24 protein-coding genes and 3 pseudogenes are annotated in these 16,563 nt (G+C 40.9%); 24 read left to right on the forward strand and 3 right to left on the reverse strand.

Features of this window, described 5'->3' with window-relative positions:
* The first annotated feature begins 225 nt into the window (after positions 1-225).
* The 9 genes from HT574_RS04995 to HT574_RS05035 all read left to right on the forward strand — a co-directional run bounded on the left by HT574_RS04995 (position 226) and on the right by HT574_RS05035 (position 6,961).
* Positions 226-432: a hypothetical protein gene (locus HT574_RS04995; protein ID WP_081162804.1), complete on the forward strand. Its 207-nt coding sequence runs from the start codon at positions 226-228 to the stop codon at positions 430-432.
* Positions 433-983: 551 nt separating this feature from the next.
* A complete protein-coding gene (locus HT574_RS20435; RefSeq protein ID WP_175243802.1) occupies positions 984-1,217 on the forward strand; it encodes a hypothetical protein in 234 nt (77 codons plus the stop codon).
* 60 nt (positions 1,218-1,277) lie between these two features.
* Positions 1,278-1,526, forward strand: a complete 249-nt coding sequence (locus HT574_RS05005; RefSeq protein WP_175243672.1) for a hypothetical protein — start codon at positions 1,278-1,280, stop codon at positions 1,524-1,526.
* Positions 1,527-2,378: 852 nt separating this feature from the next.
* On the forward strand, positions 2,379-3,782 hold the full coding sequence (locus HT574_RS05010) for an alkaline phosphatase (RefSeq protein WP_254698566.1): 1,404 nt from the start codon (positions 2,379-2,381) through the stop codon (positions 3,780-3,782).
* Between the two features lie 90 nt (positions 3,783-3,872).
* Positions 3,873-4,571 (forward strand): hypothetical protein, encoded by a 699-nt coding sequence (locus tag HT574_RS05015; RefSeq protein WP_175243673.1) that lies wholly within the window; start codon positions 3,873-3,875, stop codon positions 4,569-4,571.
* Between the two features lie 686 nt (positions 4,572-5,257).
* The gene (locus tag HT574_RS05020; RefSeq protein ID WP_175243674.1) at positions 5,258-5,926 is read left to right on the forward strand and encodes an SOS response-associated peptidase; all 669 of its coding nucleotides are present in this window, start codon (positions 5,258-5,260) and stop codon (positions 5,924-5,926) included.
* 13 nt (positions 5,927-5,939) lie between these two features.
* Complete coding sequence (locus tag HT574_RS05025) at positions 5,940-6,338, forward strand: thiol-disulfide oxidoreductase DCC family protein (protein ID WP_175243675.1); 399 nt, start codon at positions 5,940-5,942, stop codon at positions 6,336-6,338.
* Between the two features lie 31 nt (positions 6,339-6,369).
* Entirely contained in the window at positions 6,370-6,747 is a 378-nt protein-coding gene (locus tag HT574_RS05030; protein WP_175243676.1) for a hypothetical protein, read from the forward strand.
* 34 nt (positions 6,748-6,781) lie between these two features.
* Positions 6,782-6,961, forward strand: coding sequence for a GrpB family protein (locus tag HT574_RS05035; protein WP_254698600.1), 180 nt, complete (start codon positions 6,782-6,784; stop codon positions 6,959-6,961).
* A gap of 79 nt (positions 6,962-7,040) precedes the next feature.
* Here HT574_RS05035 and HT574_RS05040 read toward each other — a convergent pair whose 3' ends face one another.
* The 3 genes and pseudogenes from HT574_RS05040 to HT574_RS05050 form a co-directional block, all read right to left on the reverse strand.
* Positions 7,041-8,219 (reverse strand): site-specific integrase, encoded by a 1,179-nt coding sequence (locus HT574_RS05040; protein ID WP_175243677.1) that lies wholly within the window; start codon positions 8,217-8,219, stop codon positions 7,041-7,043.
* A gap of 118 nt (positions 8,220-8,337) precedes the next feature.
* Positions 8,338-8,759: pseudogene (locus HT574_RS05045) on the reverse strand (ImmA/IrrE family metallo-endopeptidase).
* Positions 8,760-8,777: 18 nt separating this feature from the next.
* The gene (locus HT574_RS05050; RefSeq protein WP_175243678.1) at positions 8,778-9,212 is read right to left on the reverse strand and encodes a helix-turn-helix domain-containing protein; all 435 of its coding nucleotides are present in this window, start codon (positions 9,210-9,212) and stop codon (positions 8,778-8,780) included.
* 233 nt (positions 9,213-9,445) lie between these two features.
* Between HT574_RS05050 and HT574_RS05055 the strand changes: the two genes are divergently transcribed.
* From HT574_RS05055 to HT574_RS05120, 15 genes and pseudogenes are all read left to right on the forward strand, one after another.
* Positions 9,446-9,721 carry a helix-turn-helix domain-containing protein gene (locus tag HT574_RS05055; RefSeq protein ID WP_175243679.1) on the forward strand — a complete coding sequence of 92 codons (276 nt, stop codon included), beginning with the start codon at positions 9,446-9,448 and terminating at the stop codon, positions 9,719-9,721.
* Positions 9,690-10,010 (forward strand): MerR family transcriptional regulator, encoded by a 321-nt coding sequence (locus HT574_RS05060; protein WP_175243680.1) that lies wholly within the window; start codon positions 9,690-9,692, stop codon positions 10,008-10,010. Before HT574_RS05055 ends, HT574_RS05060 begins: the two co-directional genes overlap by 32 nt.
* Positions 10,007-10,183 carry a hypothetical protein gene (locus HT574_RS05065; protein ID WP_175243681.1) on the forward strand — a complete coding sequence of 59 codons (177 nt, stop codon included), beginning with the start codon at positions 10,007-10,009 and terminating at the stop codon, positions 10,181-10,183. The genes HT574_RS05060 and HT574_RS05065 overlap by 4 nt, the downstream gene beginning before the upstream one ends.
* A gap of 49 nt (positions 10,184-10,232) precedes the next feature.
* Complete coding sequence (locus tag HT574_RS05070; RefSeq protein WP_175243682.1) at positions 10,233-11,000, forward strand: phage antirepressor KilAC domain-containing protein; 768 nt, start codon at positions 10,233-10,235, stop codon at positions 10,998-11,000.
* Positions 10,997-11,260: a hypothetical protein gene (locus HT574_RS05075; protein ID WP_175243683.1), complete on the forward strand. Its 264-nt coding sequence runs from the start codon at positions 10,997-10,999 to the stop codon at positions 11,258-11,260. The genes HT574_RS05070 and HT574_RS05075 overlap by 4 nt, the downstream gene beginning before the upstream one ends.
* Positions 11,260-11,469 carry a hypothetical protein gene (locus HT574_RS05080; RefSeq protein WP_254698568.1) on the forward strand — a complete coding sequence of 70 codons (210 nt, stop codon included), beginning with the start codon at positions 11,260-11,262 and terminating at the stop codon, positions 11,467-11,469. Before HT574_RS05075 ends, HT574_RS05080 begins: the two co-directional genes overlap by 1 nt.
* 112 nt (positions 11,470-11,581) lie before the next feature.
* Positions 11,582-11,968 (forward strand): helix-turn-helix domain-containing protein, encoded by a 387-nt coding sequence (locus HT574_RS05085; protein WP_217499428.1) that lies wholly within the window; start codon positions 11,582-11,584, stop codon positions 11,966-11,968.
* Positions 11,958-12,149, forward strand: a complete 192-nt coding sequence (locus HT574_RS05090; RefSeq protein ID WP_175243684.1) for a YqaI family protein — start codon at positions 11,958-11,960, stop codon at positions 12,147-12,149. Before HT574_RS05085 ends, HT574_RS05090 begins: the two co-directional genes overlap by 11 nt.
* A gap of 136 nt (positions 12,150-12,285) precedes the next feature.
* Positions 12,286-13,232: pseudogene (locus HT574_RS05095) on the forward strand (YqaJ viral recombinase family nuclease).
* 12 nt (positions 13,233-13,244) lie between these two features.
* Positions 13,245-14,078: pseudogene (locus HT574_RS05100) on the forward strand (recombinase RecT).
* Positions 14,079-14,253: 175 nt separating this feature from the next.
* The gene (locus HT574_RS05105) at positions 14,254-15,111 is read left to right on the forward strand and encodes a helix-turn-helix domain-containing protein (RefSeq protein ID WP_175243685.1); all 858 of its coding nucleotides are present in this window, start codon (positions 14,254-14,256) and stop codon (positions 15,109-15,111) included.
* Positions 15,059-15,898 (forward strand): ATP-binding protein, encoded by an 840-nt coding sequence (locus HT574_RS05110; protein ID WP_175243805.1) that lies wholly within the window; start codon positions 15,059-15,061, stop codon positions 15,896-15,898. Before HT574_RS05105 ends, HT574_RS05110 begins: the two co-directional genes overlap by 53 nt.
* 6 nt (positions 15,899-15,904) lie before the next feature.
* Positions 15,905-16,090, forward strand: coding sequence for a hypothetical protein (locus HT574_RS05115; protein ID WP_175243686.1), 186 nt, complete (start codon positions 15,905-15,907; stop codon positions 16,088-16,090).
* 50 nt (positions 16,091-16,140) lie between these two features.
* Positions 16,141-16,257, forward strand: coding sequence for a UBA domain-containing protein (locus tag HT574_RS20640; protein WP_483874546.1), 117 nt, complete (start codon positions 16,141-16,143; stop codon positions 16,255-16,257).
* Positions 16,258-16,375: 118 nt separating this feature from the next.
* Positions 16,376-16,552: a hypothetical protein gene (locus HT574_RS05120; protein ID WP_175243687.1), complete on the forward strand. Its 177-nt coding sequence runs from the start codon at positions 16,376-16,378 to the stop codon at positions 16,550-16,552.
* The last annotated feature ends 11 nt before the right edge of the window (positions 16,553-16,563 follow it).

Here is a 16,563-nt window from a genome sequence, read left to right on the forward strand (position 1 = left end):
AACATTTTTATTTACTTAACCCTTTTAATTGGTTAAATCAAAGAATACAATACACAGTAATTTCTTACCAAATAACCACACTATATATTGTTTTTTATAGTCAACATGACATGGTGCAGATAGGTATATATACCTAATTTAGGGAAAAATAACCAATATTTTAGACAATTTTTTTATGTTTCGTGAAAATCATTCATATAAATATAATAATGAAGGGGGGGAGAAATGATGAATGATACTACACTCGTTACATTACTTTTTGGGCTAATAATGGGGATAGCTGGAAGTGCCTTGTATGATGTGATTAAACACTTAGTCCAGCACCCCGATACACCCGTTAAAAATGCTCTTTCTCTGCCACAAACAAGAGTACTGAAAGGGTGCATTATTATCAGCCTAATTGTTGTAATGTACACATTGGTGAAACTGTAATACCTTTGTTCTCTGTAACTTTTGAAACCTGCGAAATTCAACTTTTTACTTTTAGCTACTCGATAACAGAGTAGCTCTTTTTTTATCTATTATTCTATTATTCTCTCTTTAAAATAAATATTAGCAAAAACTATGATTTTATACTACTAATCTCTTTAATAAAATATTAATTATAGTGGACAAAAAATTTTTAGCAACTATCCGTCACATCCTTAATGTATGATGTGATTCAATAAATGATGAAAGACAAAAGCACAAAAAATTTAAATAAAAATATTCCTTCCTTTTTTTTACCTCTCTATCCCCACCTGCTTGGGCTTGGAACTGCGAAGCCCTAAGGAACTGCGCAATCCTTCCATTGTCATCATGACGGACCACACCGACTTGGACGAACAAATATGAGGATTCTCGACCCCACGGCGTGCCAGGGTATCCGGGATTTGCGTGAATTGCTGCGGACGGCGACAAGCGTGACCATCATGACAACCAGCCAAAAGTTTCAGGACTACGTTGACGACAGGGATGAACTGTTCTGAAATGAAGCGGACGGCATCCTTGCCCTCATTGATGAGTCGCACCAAACGATTACGGGAGACTTGGTGATGAACATGCGGCTGTCGTTGCCAAACGTAGTATATATGGCATTCCCCAAGACACCATTAACAAACAAGACCGCAACACTGTCCAAACGTTTGGAACGCAATAGCAATAGACCATACTCTATCCGACAGGCCGTCGGCAATGGCGAGACAGTCCCGAAAGCCCCCTTCCGGATTACGGTTTGAGGGCGAGTCGCTGAACGAGGCTTTTAACCGCGTCTTTCAAGAATTCGAAGAGGACAGGGAATGAATCAAGAAGAGACACGATACAGAGGAGGACATTATGGGGGCGCCGCAGCGCATCCGCCGGATCTGCCTCGACATCACCGAACATTATGGGGAATATATCGCACCAAGCGGCTTCAAAGTGCAAATGTCGCGATCAACCGTGAGATCGCGGTTCTATATAAAGAAATTCCCGATGAACTCAACGGTCCGGAGCTGGTCGCCATCATCTCCTCTAACAACAGCGACTGCTTGAAAAATGCCACCTAAAGACACTACATCGAATGCTTCAAAAAGCCGTTGCATGAGGAAAAGCTGGCGTTCACCATCGTGTACGGCATGCTGCGGACAGGGGGTGACGCGCCGATCAGGTAGTCATGTACCTCAGTAAACCGCTGAAGAACATCACTTGCTCTAGAAGTCACAAGAACGAACCGGACCTATGCCAAGAAAATATACGGCCTCATCGTTGACTACGACGGCGTGCCCACATTCCTTAAGCAGGCATTAGCCATTTTTACCCCGGCGAACACCCAGGGAGAGCTGACGTCGATCCAGTCTGAAATACCGCGACTGCAGTCGCGACATCGTGTTGCCATACGCTTTTTTGACAGCGTCAATCAGGATGACATCAAGGCGTGTATGAAAAAGTGTTAAAACCGGAAGAGGTGAGACACACCTTTGACCGGCCGTTTAAACGTTTCCCCGAAAGCATGAACAACAAAAAAGAGAATTCCCCCTTTTCCAAACAATAGACTGTGCGGAGGAATCCCCTTCTCTATTCTAAATCCATTTCAGAGATACTCTATCTATCTTCTTCTTGACGGTATCGTGAAAGTTTTCTTTTTTTATAAAAAATGGTGATGAATACATTTTTATACTTATCATAAATAGTTAAATTTGTTAAAATTTTATTAAAAATATAGAAAATAATAGAATAATGTTTAAACATAAGAGAAGGAAACAGGAGTCTACGATGTTTTATTATGAAAGGGTTCATTCAAGCAAAAGAAATCTTTTATTCCTATTATTCTTTTTTACACAATTATTAAACTCAATTAAACTGGGTTTAACATTTTCCCAATACAATGGTTCTGGAAAATTTTTGAGGGAGGGTTAAAATTGTTCAGAAAAAAAATCTTACCCTTGACAGTTGTTTCTACCGTAGCTTTAGGAAGTTTATTAGGAATGGGAAGCATCACAGAAACAGATGCAAAAGAAAAGAAAGGTCATGACCATGGAAAAGTAAAAAATATCATTTTTATGATTGGTGACGGAATGGGTGTATCTTATACTTCCGCATATCGTTACTTAAAAGACAACCCAAACACAAAATTTGTTGAGCAAACTGAGTTTGACAAATATCTTGTCGGTCAACAGATGACTTATCCTGAAGACCCTAAAGAAAATATCACTGATTCTGCTTCCGCTGCGACAGCGATGGCAGCTGGAATTAAAACATATAATGCAGCCATTTCTGTGGATAATGATGGTTCAGAAGTAAAAACTGTACTCGAAGCTGCAAAAGCAGCAGGTAAAGCAACTGGTCTTGTCGCCACTTCCGAAATTACACACGCAACTCCTGCATCATTCGGTGCTCATGATGAAAACCGTCAAAATATGAACGCTATTGCCAATGACTACTATGATGAATTAATCAATAGCGAGCATAAAGTCGATGTTTTGCTGGGGGGAGGAACCGATCTATTTATCCGTAAGGATCGCAACCTTGTGGAAGAATTCAAAAAAGACGGATACAGCTATGTGACGAATCGCAACGAATTATTAAAAGATCAAAACGAACAAGTTCTTGGTTTGTTTGCCCCAAGAGGACTTCCGAAAATGATCGACCGAACGGAAGACATTCCTTCCCTTGAAGAAATGACAAAATCGGCAATTGAGCGTTTAAGCAAAGATAAAGATGGATTCTTCTTGATGGTGGAAGGAAGCCAGATTGACTGGGCGGGACACGACAATGATATTGTTTCTGCGATGAGTGAAATGGAGGATTTTGAAAAAGCATTCAAAGCGGCTATAGAGTTTGCCAAAAAGGACAAGCATACGCTTGTTGTCGCTACAGCTGACCACTCCACTGGTGGTTACTCCATTGGAGCAGACGGCATTTATAATTGGTTTGGTGCGCCAATTAAAGCGGCAAAACGCACGCCTGACTTTATGGCAGAAGAGATTGCCAATGGCGCCGATGTTGAAGAGACATTGAAAAAGTATATCGATTTGGAATTGACGGCTGAAGAAATACAATCTGTAAAAGATGCCGCTGAACAAGGGAAAGCGGACAAGGATAAAGGTGTAAAAAGAGTGGATGATGCGATCGAACATATTTTTGACAAGCGTTCACATACTGGCTGGACAACAAGCGCCCATACCGGGGAAGACGTTCCTGTTTATGCATATGGTCCGGGAAGTGAACGTTTCGCTGGACAAATAGAGAACACGGATCATGCCAAAATCATCTTTGATATTTTAGGAAAAGGAAAACAAAAAATTGTCATTGAAGATAAGTAGTGATCAAAAAAGTATGGAAAAAGAACACACATCCCGTTGCTCGCTCAAGCAACGGGAACTTTTTTGATATTGCATATGGAGGTTTAAACGATGAAAAAACTATTTTTACTTACAAGTCTGATAACTTTGCTTGTCGGATGCGGCCAACATATAGATAACGGAAACAAGGCTTTTAATTCAGACACTCAACAGCAAACAAAGAACGAACTAATGGATAAGTCGGCCAAAGATGCAAAGCAAGATAAGCTGACAAAAAAGACAAACGAATATGTTTCAAACCCGCAAGTAACAGATGACCAGAATTTACAAAAGCCAGGTGATTATTATGTAGATGAAAAGGGAGAAGCTACTTTAAAGAAAATAAAAATCGTAAACAAGACATACCATGTTGGGCCAATTGAACTTACAGTCAAAGATGTGAAAGTGATCCATTTAGTTCCTGATTACAGCCTGATTGATTATTTTCACGCCTTAACACATGAGGAACAGTTCGACTTTATCAAAGTATTCGTAGAGATGAAAAATACATCTTCACAGAAAGTAAATTTCGCGCCGATAGCTTTATTGGAATCAAGCACAGGTGAGAAATTTGATTGGGAAAAAGATATTTATCTTGAAAACTTACATGGGGAAATTGAAGGAAACGGCAAGAAACAAGGTAATCTAGGGTTTATTCTAAAAGAGCTGAACGGGGAAGATGTACAATGGGTGAAAATGACTACGAGTGACGTCGTTGGCCCAAACAAGAAAATCATTAGTAAAGCAAAAGAAATAAGATTGGAATTTTAAATGAATTCCGCTCTATCAGCTACGACGACGATAATGACGTGCTACTTATAGTCATAATGATATCTTTTTCAGGATTTCCGTGTCGAAGACAACCTTGATGCGGACGAGGTTTAACGCACCGATCGAACAAGTAATGTACCTTGATAAATAGCTGAAGGAACATAACTTGCTCCAGAAGATCGCAATTTTGACGGCGTCAGTCGCGTCGACATCGAGGCGTGCATGAAAATCTTAGAACCTGAAGACGTGAGACATGCCTTTGACCGGGTGTTTAAACGTTTCTCCGAAAACTTTCCAAATTTAATTTACATCTTCAAAAGAAAACTATATCCCTTAATCAATGTGTTTGTATTAAATGATGGACTATACGCAACAAGCAATTCCCAACATAAAAACTTATAAGCATCAAACCAGATATATCCGGTCTTTATCATAATTCTTTATTTTTCTAATGACATCTTGACTTTTTTAACAACATATATTCGTAAATAGAACATATGTTTTTAATAAACTTGCTACTCCTTCAAGAGCCTTCCATTCTCCAGAGAAGGATACAAATATTCGGATGACTTATCAATGGCAAAGCACAACGGGTTTTATGCATACAGCCCTTTTTTGTATTATACTTCTACATATATGAAACAAATTCCTTTTTTATCCGTTTATTATAGATAGGAGGAAATCCTATGTGCGGACGCTTTTCGTTAACGGTTGATATTGTGCAGCTGCAAGCATTGTTCCGTTTTGTCTATACTGGAACGTTCCCTCCCCGCTTCAATATCGCCCCAAGTCAAGAGGTGTTGACCGTTGTGCAGGAGAATGGGATACGGATTGGGAAGATGATGAAGTGGGGGCTCGTGCCATCTTGGGCGAACGATCCGAAAATCGGCTGGAAGATGATCAACGCTAGGGCGGAAACGGTCGATGAAAAAGCGAGCTTCCGCCATGCTCTCAAGCGGCGGCGCTGTTTGATTTTGGCTGACGGCTTTTATGAATGGAAAAAGGAAGGGGCGAAAAAAATTCCGTACCGTTTTACACTGCGAAACGGGGAACCATTTGCGTTTGCCGGGCTGTGGGAGAGATGGGACAAACAGGGCGAACCGCTATATACGTGCACGATTATCACCACAACGGCAAACGAATTGGTAAGTACGATTCATGAGCGGATGCCTGTCATTTTGCCGCCAGAGCGGCAGGAGGCATGGATGGATCCGCGGCTCGATGATAGCAATTATGTGAAATCGCTATTGCAGCCGTATCCTGCCGAAGAGATGAAAATGTACGAAGTGTCAACGATTGTCAATTCGCCGAAAAACGATGTAATGGAATGCATTGAACCAGTCAATAGCGAGTAAACGGAGGAGAAAGATGAATACAATTATCTTGTTTGACGGCGTTTGTTCGCTTTGCAGCGCCAGCGTGCAATTTATTATCGCGCGCGACCCGCATGCCGTATTTCGCTTTGCCTCTTTGCAAAGTGAAGTGGGAGAGGCGCTGCGGCAGAAGTTTGGCGTTCCGGAGGTGGACAGCCTCGTGCTGCTCGAAGACGACCGTTATTACACAAAATCGAGCGCCGCTCTCCGCATTTGCCGGCGGCTTACCGGCGCATGGAAGCTGTTTTATATATTTTGGATTGTTCCGAAGCCGCTGCGCGATTATGTATATGGTTTTGTCGCTAAGCATCGGTATGAATGGTTCGGAAAGCGCGATCATTGCCTGATGCCTACCCCCGACATCCGCGCGCGGTTTCTTGATGAGCGACAATAAGAAAGTAACTGGAATAGGAGGAGATGATTTCATGAACGGTGGCCAAAAAACATGGCTGGACAGCTTGACGGCGGAAGCGTTGGAACAGTTTTCCGGAGATATGATGGCGGCAGTGGAAAATGGCGAAGATAAAGAGAAACAGCGATTTTATGAAGGAATGGCAGTCGCTAGCAAGCTCGCAGCTATGAAACTCAAAGGGGAGTTTGAATATATTGATGAAGAATTTATCCATCATGTGTACGAGAACATGGCGGAAATAGACGATACGTTCTCAACGGCTCAAGAAAATACGAACGAACGATGCTCCTTTTGTTTACAACAGAAAGCGCAGCTTGCAAGAGGGCCGTTTGCGTCGATTTACGAAGACTGTTTGCAATTTGGGCTACAGGTTATCGAAAGTCAAAAATAATTGTTTTACAGCGATAGAAGATGAAAAGGACGTGATGATCATCGCGCGGAAAGTAGAAGTCGTCCCATTTTGTAAACAATGGGCAACGATGTTTGCCGAGGAAGCGGAAAAGCTGAAACGGGTATTTGGGAAAGAGTGTTTGCGCATCTATCATATCGGCAGCACGGCCATCCCAGGAATGAGTGCCAAGCCTATCGTTGATATCATGATGTAATAATCCAAAAAAATCTCGGAAAATAGAGGTTCATTAGTGTTCTTTCTCTTTTTTTGACCACATTTTGACCACGAAAAAATTATAAATTTTTTATAAAGCTTCTCATTAGTTCGCTGAACTTTTGGGAAGCTTTTTCCTCCAAATTTTTAGTCATATGAGCGTAAATGTTCATAGTCGTTTCAATATCTGTATGGCCAAGACGTTGCTGAATTTCTTTGATACCAACTCCTGCTTCAATGAGTAAGCTTGTATGCGTATGTCGCAGAGAATGGGGGGTTACATGTTTATCAATTTTTGCGATTTTTAAAAGGCGTTTCATTCTATCTTCCACTTTTTTCATAACTTCAGGGTATCCACTTGGTCGAGCGAACACAAAATCATGATCATGATACTTATCCCTCATTCTCATCTTTATTTCGTTTTGTTCAGCTATGTGCTTCTTCAAAAGAGTCATAACGTTTGGATCCATCTTAATGGTTCGAATGGATCCGCTTGTTTTAGGAGTCAACAATTCATATTGGCCTTCTTTGCCTTTGGGATTATACAGAGTTTTGGTAATAGTGATTGTGTGATCTTTAAAATTAATGTCTTTCCACTGAAGTGCTAGTAGTTCTCCAAGCCTCATTCCACTATACGCTAAAGTTGAAAAGATAACGTAATCCATATACAATCCGTGTTCTTTAGCTGCTTTTAGAAAGATGGCTAATTCCTCTTTCTCCAGAAATTTTATTTTGTCGTTCTCTATATCTTCTATAGTCTTTTTCTGTTTAGGGACTTTTGTGTATTCGGTAGGATTGGACTTAATCAGCTCTAATTCCATAGCTTTTTTAAAAATCATTTTTCCAGTTGTATGAATGCCATCTAGTGTACTATCCGCGTATCCTTTTTTCTTTAAATCAAAAAGCATATCTTGATACATCTTTCGCGTAATATCTTTCAGTTTTAAGTGCCCAAAATAACCTAATAAGTGCTTCAGCTCATGTTTTCTGATGCGGACAGTGCTTATTTTTGCTGTTTCACTATACATTTTTAGCCAATCCTCGGCGAAATCTTTAAAGAGGATGTCAGTGTCTTTTATATAGGTGCCACTATTTATTTCTTCATACAATTTCGCAGCAGCCAGCTGTGCTTCTTTTTTTGTTTTAAAACCTCGGCGTGTCGTTGTTTTACGTTTCCCAGTAGCAGGATCAATTCCGACATCCATCTTAAACATCCATTTTTCGCTATCTTTTGTTTTGTATTTCTGAAATGAAGCCATTCATATCACTCCTTTCCGAATTTTTTACAACGGTATTTTTTGGTTCTAGGTTGTTCGAGATGACACCCGATAAAGGCATCACCTCCTTTAAAATAAGAATGTACGTTCGGTTTAATGGTTAAATTTTTTTTAGATAGACAAATTCCTTTGGTATGCTATGTATTTCTGCTACGTCATATATGGTCAGGTTGGTGTTCTGGTATTGAGTCATAATGTCATCTGGAAGTAATAACTCAACAGCAAAAGTGTTTGCCTCCACTTCTAATTTTTCAACAGGGAATAGAGTATTAGCCCTTAAAAAAGGGGTGTTGGATTTCGGGTGTAAAACGGCATGTCCAAGTTCGTGAGCACATACAAAACGTTGCATCATTTCATCCAGTCGATTATTAAGATAAATGAACTGAATCCGTTTGTATGAACTATAAAAACCAAGAGTATTTCCAATAAGATAATTATGTTTTTTTCTTTTGCAATTTGAAACGGATCATTGGACTTGTGTTTTTTAATAAGTTGCCTAACTATTTCTTTAATCCCCTTCATTCCTCTTCCCCGTTTTATTTATTTTCTGTATTTTTTTGGGGTGAATTTTTTCTTAGCGATTTGCTTTGCAAGCCTCATGGAGTTCTCCAGCGAAATGCGTATAAGTTCTCTGGTTTCCTCATCGAGTGGTTCTCCGTCATACATCAGTCCTTCACGGCTCTCTAAGCTGTCCATGATTCTTTGCAGATCTTTCGCGATATCCCGTTCATCCTTTTCGGTTAGTTCTGGGAGTTGCGTATCACGATTTGAGTTTTTAGCATCTTCTTCACCAATCAAACTGCTTATAGGTACATTTAGCGCAGATGCTATTGCTTTTAGGGTATCGAAGCTTGGATTATATCTATTACGTTCCACGTCCGCCAAATAAGATCTAGATATATTTGCTTTTTCAGCTAATTCTACTTGAGTCATTTTTGCCTTCTTTCTAAAAAATTTAATATTGTCCCCAATCACTTAAATCACCTCTTTTTATTGTCGGAATTACCGACGCTTATGTTTTGATTATAGTATGAAAAAGACGGATATACAATACGTAAAAAGACGGAAATACAAGTAATATTAAGAAATTAGACGTAAATACAAGTAAAAGTTTCAATTTTGCTTTAAAATGCTTAAATTTTGGCGAAAATGCGCTTTTACAAAATGACGGAAATACAATACATTAGTATCAGCAGGAGGTGATAACCATGTTAGACAAAAAGACGTTAGGAGCAATCATCAAGAAAAAACGAAATGAAATTGGAATGACACAAGATCAATTATCTTCCGTCACCAGTTTGTCTAGAAACTATATATCGGATATCGAGAATGGCAGATACATGCCAAGTATTAATTCTCTTTCTAAAATAGCTATTTGTTTAGACATCGATTTAAATGTACTAAAAATGTCGGAAATACAAGTTTGTGATTTTGAAAAAAGAGGGGATTTTGATGCAAATGGTTGTCCAAGTGCCGGACATTGATAAATATGTGAAAGATCTTGTTAGGCAAGCATACGAACTTGGAGTAGAGGAGGGGAGAAAAAAGTACCGCTATCCTCCCTTACTTACCCGGAAAGACCTGGCAGAAATTTTTCAAGTGCAGCTTTCTACGGTGAGTAATTTGACTGACATCCCAGGCTTTCCGAAATTTGAACATATACGAGCTCGGTATCCTCGTGACCAAGTGTTTCGTTGGATTGAAGAAAATTCAACATATTTGGACCAAGTGGCTCCAAATAGGAAATTCGGAAAAGAAGGTGAACGGAAATGACAATACCAAGTACGTATGACTTCGAAACGTTGCCGGAGGCGGTTTCGTTCTACACACGCAAAGTTGCGAAAATTTGCCAAACATGCGACTACAGCATTCATAACGAGCTAATGCGATTTAAAAAAGAGCTGCACGAGCTCATCAATCGCGAATATGATCCGGCTGCCTTCTAGGGCTTCTTTTCGGGAATGAAATTGGACAAGCATGAAGAGGAGAGAAGTGATGAATCAATTACAAATTTTCAATCATCCGATGTTCGGTGAGCTGCCAGTAATGATTGTTGAAGGTGTTGAGTGGTTTGGAGCTACAGAAGCAGCAAAATCATTGTCTTTTACTAACCCTCATGTTGCTTTAAAAAATCACGTCGAAGAAGATGACCTAACGGTCCGTGAGGTCATCGATAGCCTCGGCAGAAAACAATCTAAAAAGTTTATTAATGAATCAGGCCTTTACAGTTTGATATTCGGCGCAGCTAAACAAGGTAACAATCTAGAAATCAAAGAAAAAGCAAAACGCTTTAAACGCTGGGTAACCGCAGAGGTGTTACCAACAATCAGAAAAACCGGCGGCTATGTCTCCAATGATGAAATGTTTATCAATACGTATCTTCCGTTTGCTGATGAACAAACAAAAATGATGTTCCGCGGTGTTCTTGAAACGGTCCGCAAGCAAAACGAACAAATAGCTGCTATGAAGCCGAAAGCGGGTTACTTCGATGCCCTAGTCGATCGAAACCTTTTGACGAATTTCCGGGATACTGCAAAAGAACTGAAAGTCAAAGAACGGTTCTTCATCAATTGGCTTCTCCAAAACAAATTTGTTTATCGGGATCAGAAAGGGAAACTCAAACCTTATGCACCGTATGTGCCGGAACTATTTGAATTGAAGGAGTTTGCACGAAACGGCAGGGCGGACGTTCAAACGCTGATTACACCGAAAGGAAGGGAAACATTCCGGCTTCTGTTGCAAAAGGAGAGGATGGCATCATGAACGTCCTTCCACAAGATCGACAGTTGGCGGAGAAGTTATGGGAATGCGGCTGCCTCTATATAGATCGAGCAAGAGTCGAATGGATAAACAATCGTTTAGACGAAGCGGAGCGTTGGGCAGAAGAGTTTTTACGATGCAAACGCGACTTGGACGAGCTGATACGGAAGAAACAGGAGCACGACAAACTGCTCCAGGTCGTTGAGATGATGAAGGAGAAAGGAATCGATATTGCGATCGTTATGAGAAAGGGGAATGAGTGATGTTTCAACCGAATTACACAAACCCAACCTGGCGTGAATATATAGACCTTCTAAACTGGGAATCTCGCTTAGTGCAGGAAATTGAGATTCATAGTCGTCGTCGAGATTGGAGAAAAGTAATCGACTTGAAGCGTGAAAAACAAAAAGTTGCAATCCGCCGCAAATGCCTAAAAGCGGCGTTGCAACAAAAAGAAAAACCAGCCCAATGACAATATAGCACATTTCCTCTCCCTTTCACAAGGCAGGCCTAGTGCCTGTCGTCAAGCGTAGGAGTGCTGGTGGCTCCATCCCCCGGCTATATCAGCATTCCTACGCTTGACGATGTGCACTAGCACATCTGTCGCATTACTAATCTATGCGAAAGGAGGGGCAAACGTGACAAGAGAGGAGAAAAACCTCATCCGGTTGCAGATCATCTCGCTGTTGGAACGGTGCCAGGACTGCCAGTTTCGTTCAGTAACTAATGCCAGCATTCACGTTTGCCCGAGCTGCCCGATCGGTCAGCGGGTGCAGGCACTTGGCAAAAAGATTTCTGGCGAAGAATTGGCCAGATATCGCAATTGGACAAAAGAAGAGGACGCATATCTTTGGAACAATCAACATTTACCGCGCAAGGAGCTCGCAAAGCATCTAGGCCGCACAAGACAGGCGGTGATAAACAGATTGGCTGAATTACGCAAACGAGGTGGTGTGACACATGCAAGTTGAAAATCCGATGACTCGTCCGGTTCGCCTTGAAAGTCCTCACTGGGGAATTGATGCTTGCGGTGATGAAATTTTGTATGGCGATACCATCTATGAGTTCCCGGACGGTGAGATCGTCCTGGAAGAAAATATTCGTCAGTATCTTACAGAAAATCTCGGTGCAATCCAGAAAATTGTAGAATAAAAAAAACGCCTCGCTGGGTAGAGCGAGACGTTTCAAAAATAGGACATAAGGAGAGTGTTATGCTTTAAAACTGGTACTTTCATCATAATCATATAGGAATCACTTCAAAAATTAAATAGGAAATAGGGATGAAAAAATGTCCGTTATTCTTGCAAATACAAAAGATATGAGTCATGAGGAGTGGCTACAAACCAGAACTAGAGGAATTGGCGGCAGTGATGCTTCGATCGTTCTCGGCTTGAACAAATACAAAACGCCATTTGAATTGTGGCTCGAAAAGACCGGACAAGTCACTCTACAATCTTCAACAAGTGAAGCAGCATATTTTGGTACGTTACTCGAAGACCTAGTGGCGAAAGAGTTTGAAAAACGGTCTGGGAAGAAGGTGCGGAAAAGAAACGCCATGTTTCAACATCCAGAGCATGATTTCATCTTGGCCAACATTGATCGGTTCATAGTCGGAGAAAAGGCCATCTTGAAATGTAAAACAGCATCAGTGTTCCTGGCGAAGGAATGGGAAAACGAAGAAATCCCGGAGGCATATATCGTTCAAATGCAGCATTATCTCGGTGCCTTAGGACCAGAGTATCAAAAAGGATATTTTGCTGTTCTGATCGGCGGCCAAAAGTTTATATGGAAAGAAATCGAGCGCGATGATGAACTAATCGAAATGATTTTCCACGTGGAGATTGACTTTTGGAATAACCACGTATTGAAAGGAGAGCCGCCGGCGCTTGACGGATCATCATCCGCGGAAAAATTTTTGAAGGAACGTTATAAAGAAACGGACCCAAGCAAAATTGCACAATTAGGAGCTTCCTATAAGTCAAAGATCGAAGAATACCAGTCACTCAAGGAAACCATCGAACAGTTGGAGCAACAAAAAAGGCGATCGAGAACCAGCTTAAAAACGAGCTTAAAGACGCGGAAATCGGATATGTCGGTAATTATGAGGTGCAATGGAAACCGCGTGTGTCAAACCGAGTGGGTACCAAGTTGCTAAAAGAAAAATTTCCGGACATTTATAAGCAAGTTCTTAAAACAAGTATCGCACGTTATTTCTCCATAAACACTTTGGAATAGGAGGTTTATACAATGGCCACAACTCAATCACTAAAAAAACAGCTGCAAAACAAAAATAATGTTCCGCAACAACCGACAGCTGTACAGACATTAAAAGGACTGCTTGCAAGCCCAGCACTAAAAAAACGGTTCGGAGAAATCTTGGACAAGCGTGCTCCACAGTTTATGACTTCAATCGTGAACCTATACAGTTCCGATCCAGTGTTACAAAAATGCGAACCAATGAGTGTTATTTCAGCTGCGATGGTGGCGGCCACACTTGACTTGCCAGTGGACAAAAACCTGGGATACGCCTGGATTGTTCCATATGGTAACAAAGCGCAGTTCCAACTCGGTTACAGAGGATACGTCCAGCTCGCTCTGCGAACAGGGCAGTACAAGTCAATCAACGTTATCGAGGTTTACGAAGGTGAACTGAAAAAATGGAACCGTCTTACCGAAGAACTTGAAATTGACTTTGATGCAAGAGTATCTGACGCAGTTATTGGTTACGCGGCCTACTTTGAACTAGTCAACGGATTCAAAAAAACCGTGTACTGAACGAAGGATCAAGTCGAAAAGCATCGCCAAAAATACAGCAAATCCGGCCATAGTTGGAAAGAAAATTATGATGATATGGCGATGAAAACCGTTTTGCGAAACATGCTTGCGAAATGGGGTATCCTCTCGATCGAAATGCAAAATGCGTTCAACGAGGATGAGAAAGAAGTTAGGGAAGTTAAGGATATCACTAACGAGGTGCAAGAAACGGAATACATCGAAGCAGAAGCTTTCGAAGTTACGGAAGAACAACCAGCAGAAGAAAAACCAAGTGCCTTCGAACAGGAGAGCTTTGACATCGAATGATGGAATACCTAATTGTCATCCCACATTGTTTCCGTTGGATGGCTGCTGGCAACAAGAAACTCTACATCGAGTACATAAGGGATATATCAAGCGCAGCCATCCTGGCTTAAAGCCGGTGAGGGTTGAAGGTCCATATGTTATCTGTATCAAGAAATAGGAAAGCTGAGGTGATACGATGCCCGAGAGTTTTTATTTCCCTGTTTATTCAGGTTTACTGACAGCACAGCATAGAGAAAAAATCGGTTCAGCAATTTGGGAATTCTTATGGCTCATTTTTAAAGTTACAAAGGAAGTACAAGAAGAAGGTGAAACTTGGGGCATCGTTCTCGGTGGTAGACCTGTGAAAATAGCTGAAATAGTTGCTGATTTAGGTGGAAACGAACGAAATATTCGGCGTAATTTAGCAAAACTCAAAGAGTACGGTTATATCGAATCCAAAAGAGCTCCTTATGGAGAGATTTTTAGAGTTAGAAAGTCAAAGAAATTTGTTCATCAGAGACCGGACAAAAGTGTCCTATCTGATACAGAGAGATCGGACAAAAATGACCACTCTTCCCCAACAGATCGGACATTTTTTGTAGGGAGATCGGACAAAAATGTCCGATGCAATAAAGATATAAAAGATATAAAAAATATTAAAGAAGAGGAAGATAGAATGAACCAAAGTGATTTCCAGTTAATAGCCAACAAATTCATTCAAAGAAGAGCACATGGTTTTGATTTATCTCCAGAAGATGAGTTGGCTATCCATAGATTATTAGGTGACAACATCCCTATAGACATCATTTTGAAATACATCGATGAAATATTCGACGAGTATGAACCAAAGCACCGGTTAGATTACATTAAAAGCTTCAAGTATGTAGAAAAAGTCATTCTCGATCGTTATTTTGGTCAAAAAGGAGAGGAGAAAACCAATGGAGGCCCGGTTCACAAGCATCGCCGAGGTGTTAGCCGACCTGCAAAAGAAAGCAAGTCTTATGAGCAAATCCTCCGAGAAGCTGAAGCAGCCCGAAAAGCCTGGGGCGGATGAATACGAATGTTCTCAATGCAAAGATACGGAATTCATTTTCTATAGAGACGAGCAAGGCTATGAATTCGCAAAACCGTGTGAGTGTAGAGAAAGAAAAGCCTGGAAGCGCCGATTCAAGCAAGCGTTGATCCCGGACGAGTTTGTTCACGCTAACTTTGAAAACTATAAGCGAGTAAATGAGTATCAGCAGACCATGTATGAAAAGACAATAAGTTATCTAAACGAGTTTGCTGTAATTAAACAAGAGGACGGCACTATAAAGAAAATCATGCCTAACAAAAACCTCGGATTCATCGCTGTTGTTGGAGAGCAGCGTTTAAAAGAACTGCCGATCGGCGAGCGGTCTGTTGTTAAACAGCAGCATAACAATTTTGGGATCGGCAAAACCCATTTACAAATCGCACTGGCCAAACGGCTCATTAAGGACGGGTTCAATGTACTCGTTGTTTCAGACGTCACATTCATGGACGAGCTTATCCAAGCCAAGATGATGAGCGATGAGGGAGAAACGCTTGATCGGCTTCTGTATAGCGCAATTAACGCGGATGTGCTGGTATGGGATGACATCGGCAAAGCAAAATGGTCGGAAGCAAAAGAAGCGTTGTACTACCAGATTATCAACGAGCGATACAGAAAGCAAAAACCGATTGTCTTTAATAGCAACGAAGATCGCGGAATATTGAGCGAAAAAATCGGATATGCTGCGGCAAGTAGATTGATAGGACAATGTGGTCTGTATCTCCTCGAAGTCGAGGGAGAGGACTTTCGATTACAGAAAAGTGAGTGATAGGTAATGTGTGGGAAATGTTACGGAAAAGGATATGTTGTTCAAACAGCGATGCCAAGAGCTGTCGCCTTCGCTCCTTGTGATTGCGAACATGCGGAACGTGCTAGACAAGAATTCGAACAAGAGATGATCGAATTCAGAAGACGGCTTCGTGAAGCAAAAGAACGATTGAAAATGGAGGTGTGTTGCTGATGGGCATCCTCTATGAAAAGGTTCAATACACTCAGGAGCTCAAACGTCAAATGATGATTCGGCAACTCATCGATATGGGAATCACAGAGCATGAAGGTAAATCTATTTACGACTGGGACTACTACACGTTGCGATTTGTATTGGCAACCGAGAAAGCAAAACAATGATGCCTATCTCTCTTCAAATTTCGACAAATTTCGAGCATTTTTTGTGAGAATGTAAAATAATTATTGGAACAAGAAAAATGCTGCACAAGGCGAATATAGGCGTTTGATAGGTGGTGAGATGACTGTGATAGAAATATTAATCGTTTTAGTGGCGCTCACATTATTATCGATCATTGCGTTGATATTTTTTGGTGCAGTCATCATTTTTGAATCACTGCCTCCTCTATTGAAATGGATATTCGGAATTGTTATCGTACTTGCAATGTTCTACGGATGGTACATGTTAAATAACTAAATGAGGTGAAG

The sequence above is a fragment of the Parageobacillus sp. VR-IP genome, from assembly GCF_013357975.1.
GTDB lineage: Bacteria > Bacillota > Bacilli > Bacillales > Anoxybacillaceae > Saccharococcus > Saccharococcus caldoxylosilyticus.

Excerpts from the sequence above, each read along its gene's own strand:
- HT574_RS05115 (WP_175243686.1), top strand. The coding sequence starts at position 15,905 with ATGTGTGGGAAATGTTACGGAAAAGGATATGTTGTTCAAACAGCGATG.
- HT574_RS05070 (WP_175243682.1), top strand. The coding sequence starts at position 10,233 with ATGAATCAATTACAAATTTTCAATCATCCGATGTTCGGTGAGCTGCCA.
- HT574_RS05035 (WP_254698600.1), top strand. The coding sequence starts at position 6,782 with ATGATCATCGCGCGGAAAGTAGAAGTCGTCCCATTTTGTAAACAATGG.
- HT574_RS05015 (WP_175243673.1), top strand. The coding sequence starts at position 3,873 with ATGAAAAAACTATTTTTACTTACAAGTCTGATAACTTTGCTTGTCGGA.
- HT574_RS05060 (WP_175243680.1), top strand. The coding sequence starts at position 9,690 with ATGCAAATGGTTGTCCAAGTGCCGGACATTGATAAATATGTGAAAGAT.
- HT574_RS05105 (WP_175243685.1), top strand. The coding sequence starts at position 14,254 with ATGCCCGAGAGTTTTTATTTCCCTGTTTATTCAGGTTTACTGACAGCA.
- HT574_RS05055 (WP_175243679.1), top strand. The coding sequence starts at position 9,446 with ATGTTAGACAAAAAGACGTTAGGAGCAATCATCAAGAAAAAACGAAAT.
- HT574_RS05080 (WP_254698568.1), top strand. The coding sequence starts at position 11,260 with ATGTTTCAACCGAATTACACAAACCCAACCTGGCGTGAATATATAGAC.
- HT574_RS05040 (WP_175243677.1), bottom strand. The coding sequence starts at position 8,219 with ATGGCTTCATTTCAGAAATACAAAACAAAAGATAGCGAAAAATGGATG.
- HT574_RS05020 (WP_175243674.1), top strand. The coding sequence starts at position 5,258 with ATGTGCGGACGCTTTTCGTTAACGGTTGATATTGTGCAGCTGCAAGCA.
- HT574_RS05110 (WP_175243805.1), top strand. The coding sequence starts at position 15,059 with ATGAGCAAATCCTCCGAGAAGCTGAAGCAGCCCGAAAAGCCTGGGGCG.
- HT574_RS05065 (WP_175243681.1), top strand. The coding sequence starts at position 10,007 with ATGACAATACCAAGTACGTATGACTTCGAAACGTTGCCGGAGGCGGTT.
- HT574_RS05090 (WP_175243684.1), top strand. The coding sequence starts at position 11,958 with ATGCAAGTTGAAAATCCGATGACTCGTCCGGTTCGCCTTGAAAGTCCT.
- HT574_RS20640 (WP_483874546.1), top strand. The coding sequence starts at position 16,141 with ATGATGATTCGGCAACTCATCGATATGGGAATCACAGAGCATGAAGGT.
- HT574_RS05005 (WP_175243672.1), top strand. The coding sequence starts at position 1,278 with ATGAATCAAGAAGAGACACGATACAGAGGAGGACATTATGGGGGCGCC.
- HT574_RS04995 (WP_081162804.1), top strand. The coding sequence starts at position 226 with ATGATGAATGATACTACACTCGTTACATTACTTTTTGGGCTAATAATG.
- HT574_RS05025 (WP_175243675.1), top strand. The coding sequence starts at position 5,940 with ATGAATACAATTATCTTGTTTGACGGCGTTTGTTCGCTTTGCAGCGCC.
- HT574_RS05120 (WP_175243687.1), top strand. The coding sequence starts at position 16,376 with ATGACTGTGATAGAAATATTAATCGTTTTAGTGGCGCTCACATTATTA.
- HT574_RS05085 (WP_217499428.1), top strand. The coding sequence starts at position 11,582 with ATGTGCACTAGCACATCTGTCGCATTACTAATCTATGCGAAAGGAGGG.
- HT574_RS05030 (WP_175243676.1), top strand. The coding sequence starts at position 6,370 with ATGAACGGTGGCCAAAAAACATGGCTGGACAGCTTGACGGCGGAAGCG.
- HT574_RS05075 (WP_175243683.1), top strand. The coding sequence starts at position 10,997 with ATGAACGTCCTTCCACAAGATCGACAGTTGGCGGAGAAGTTATGGGAA.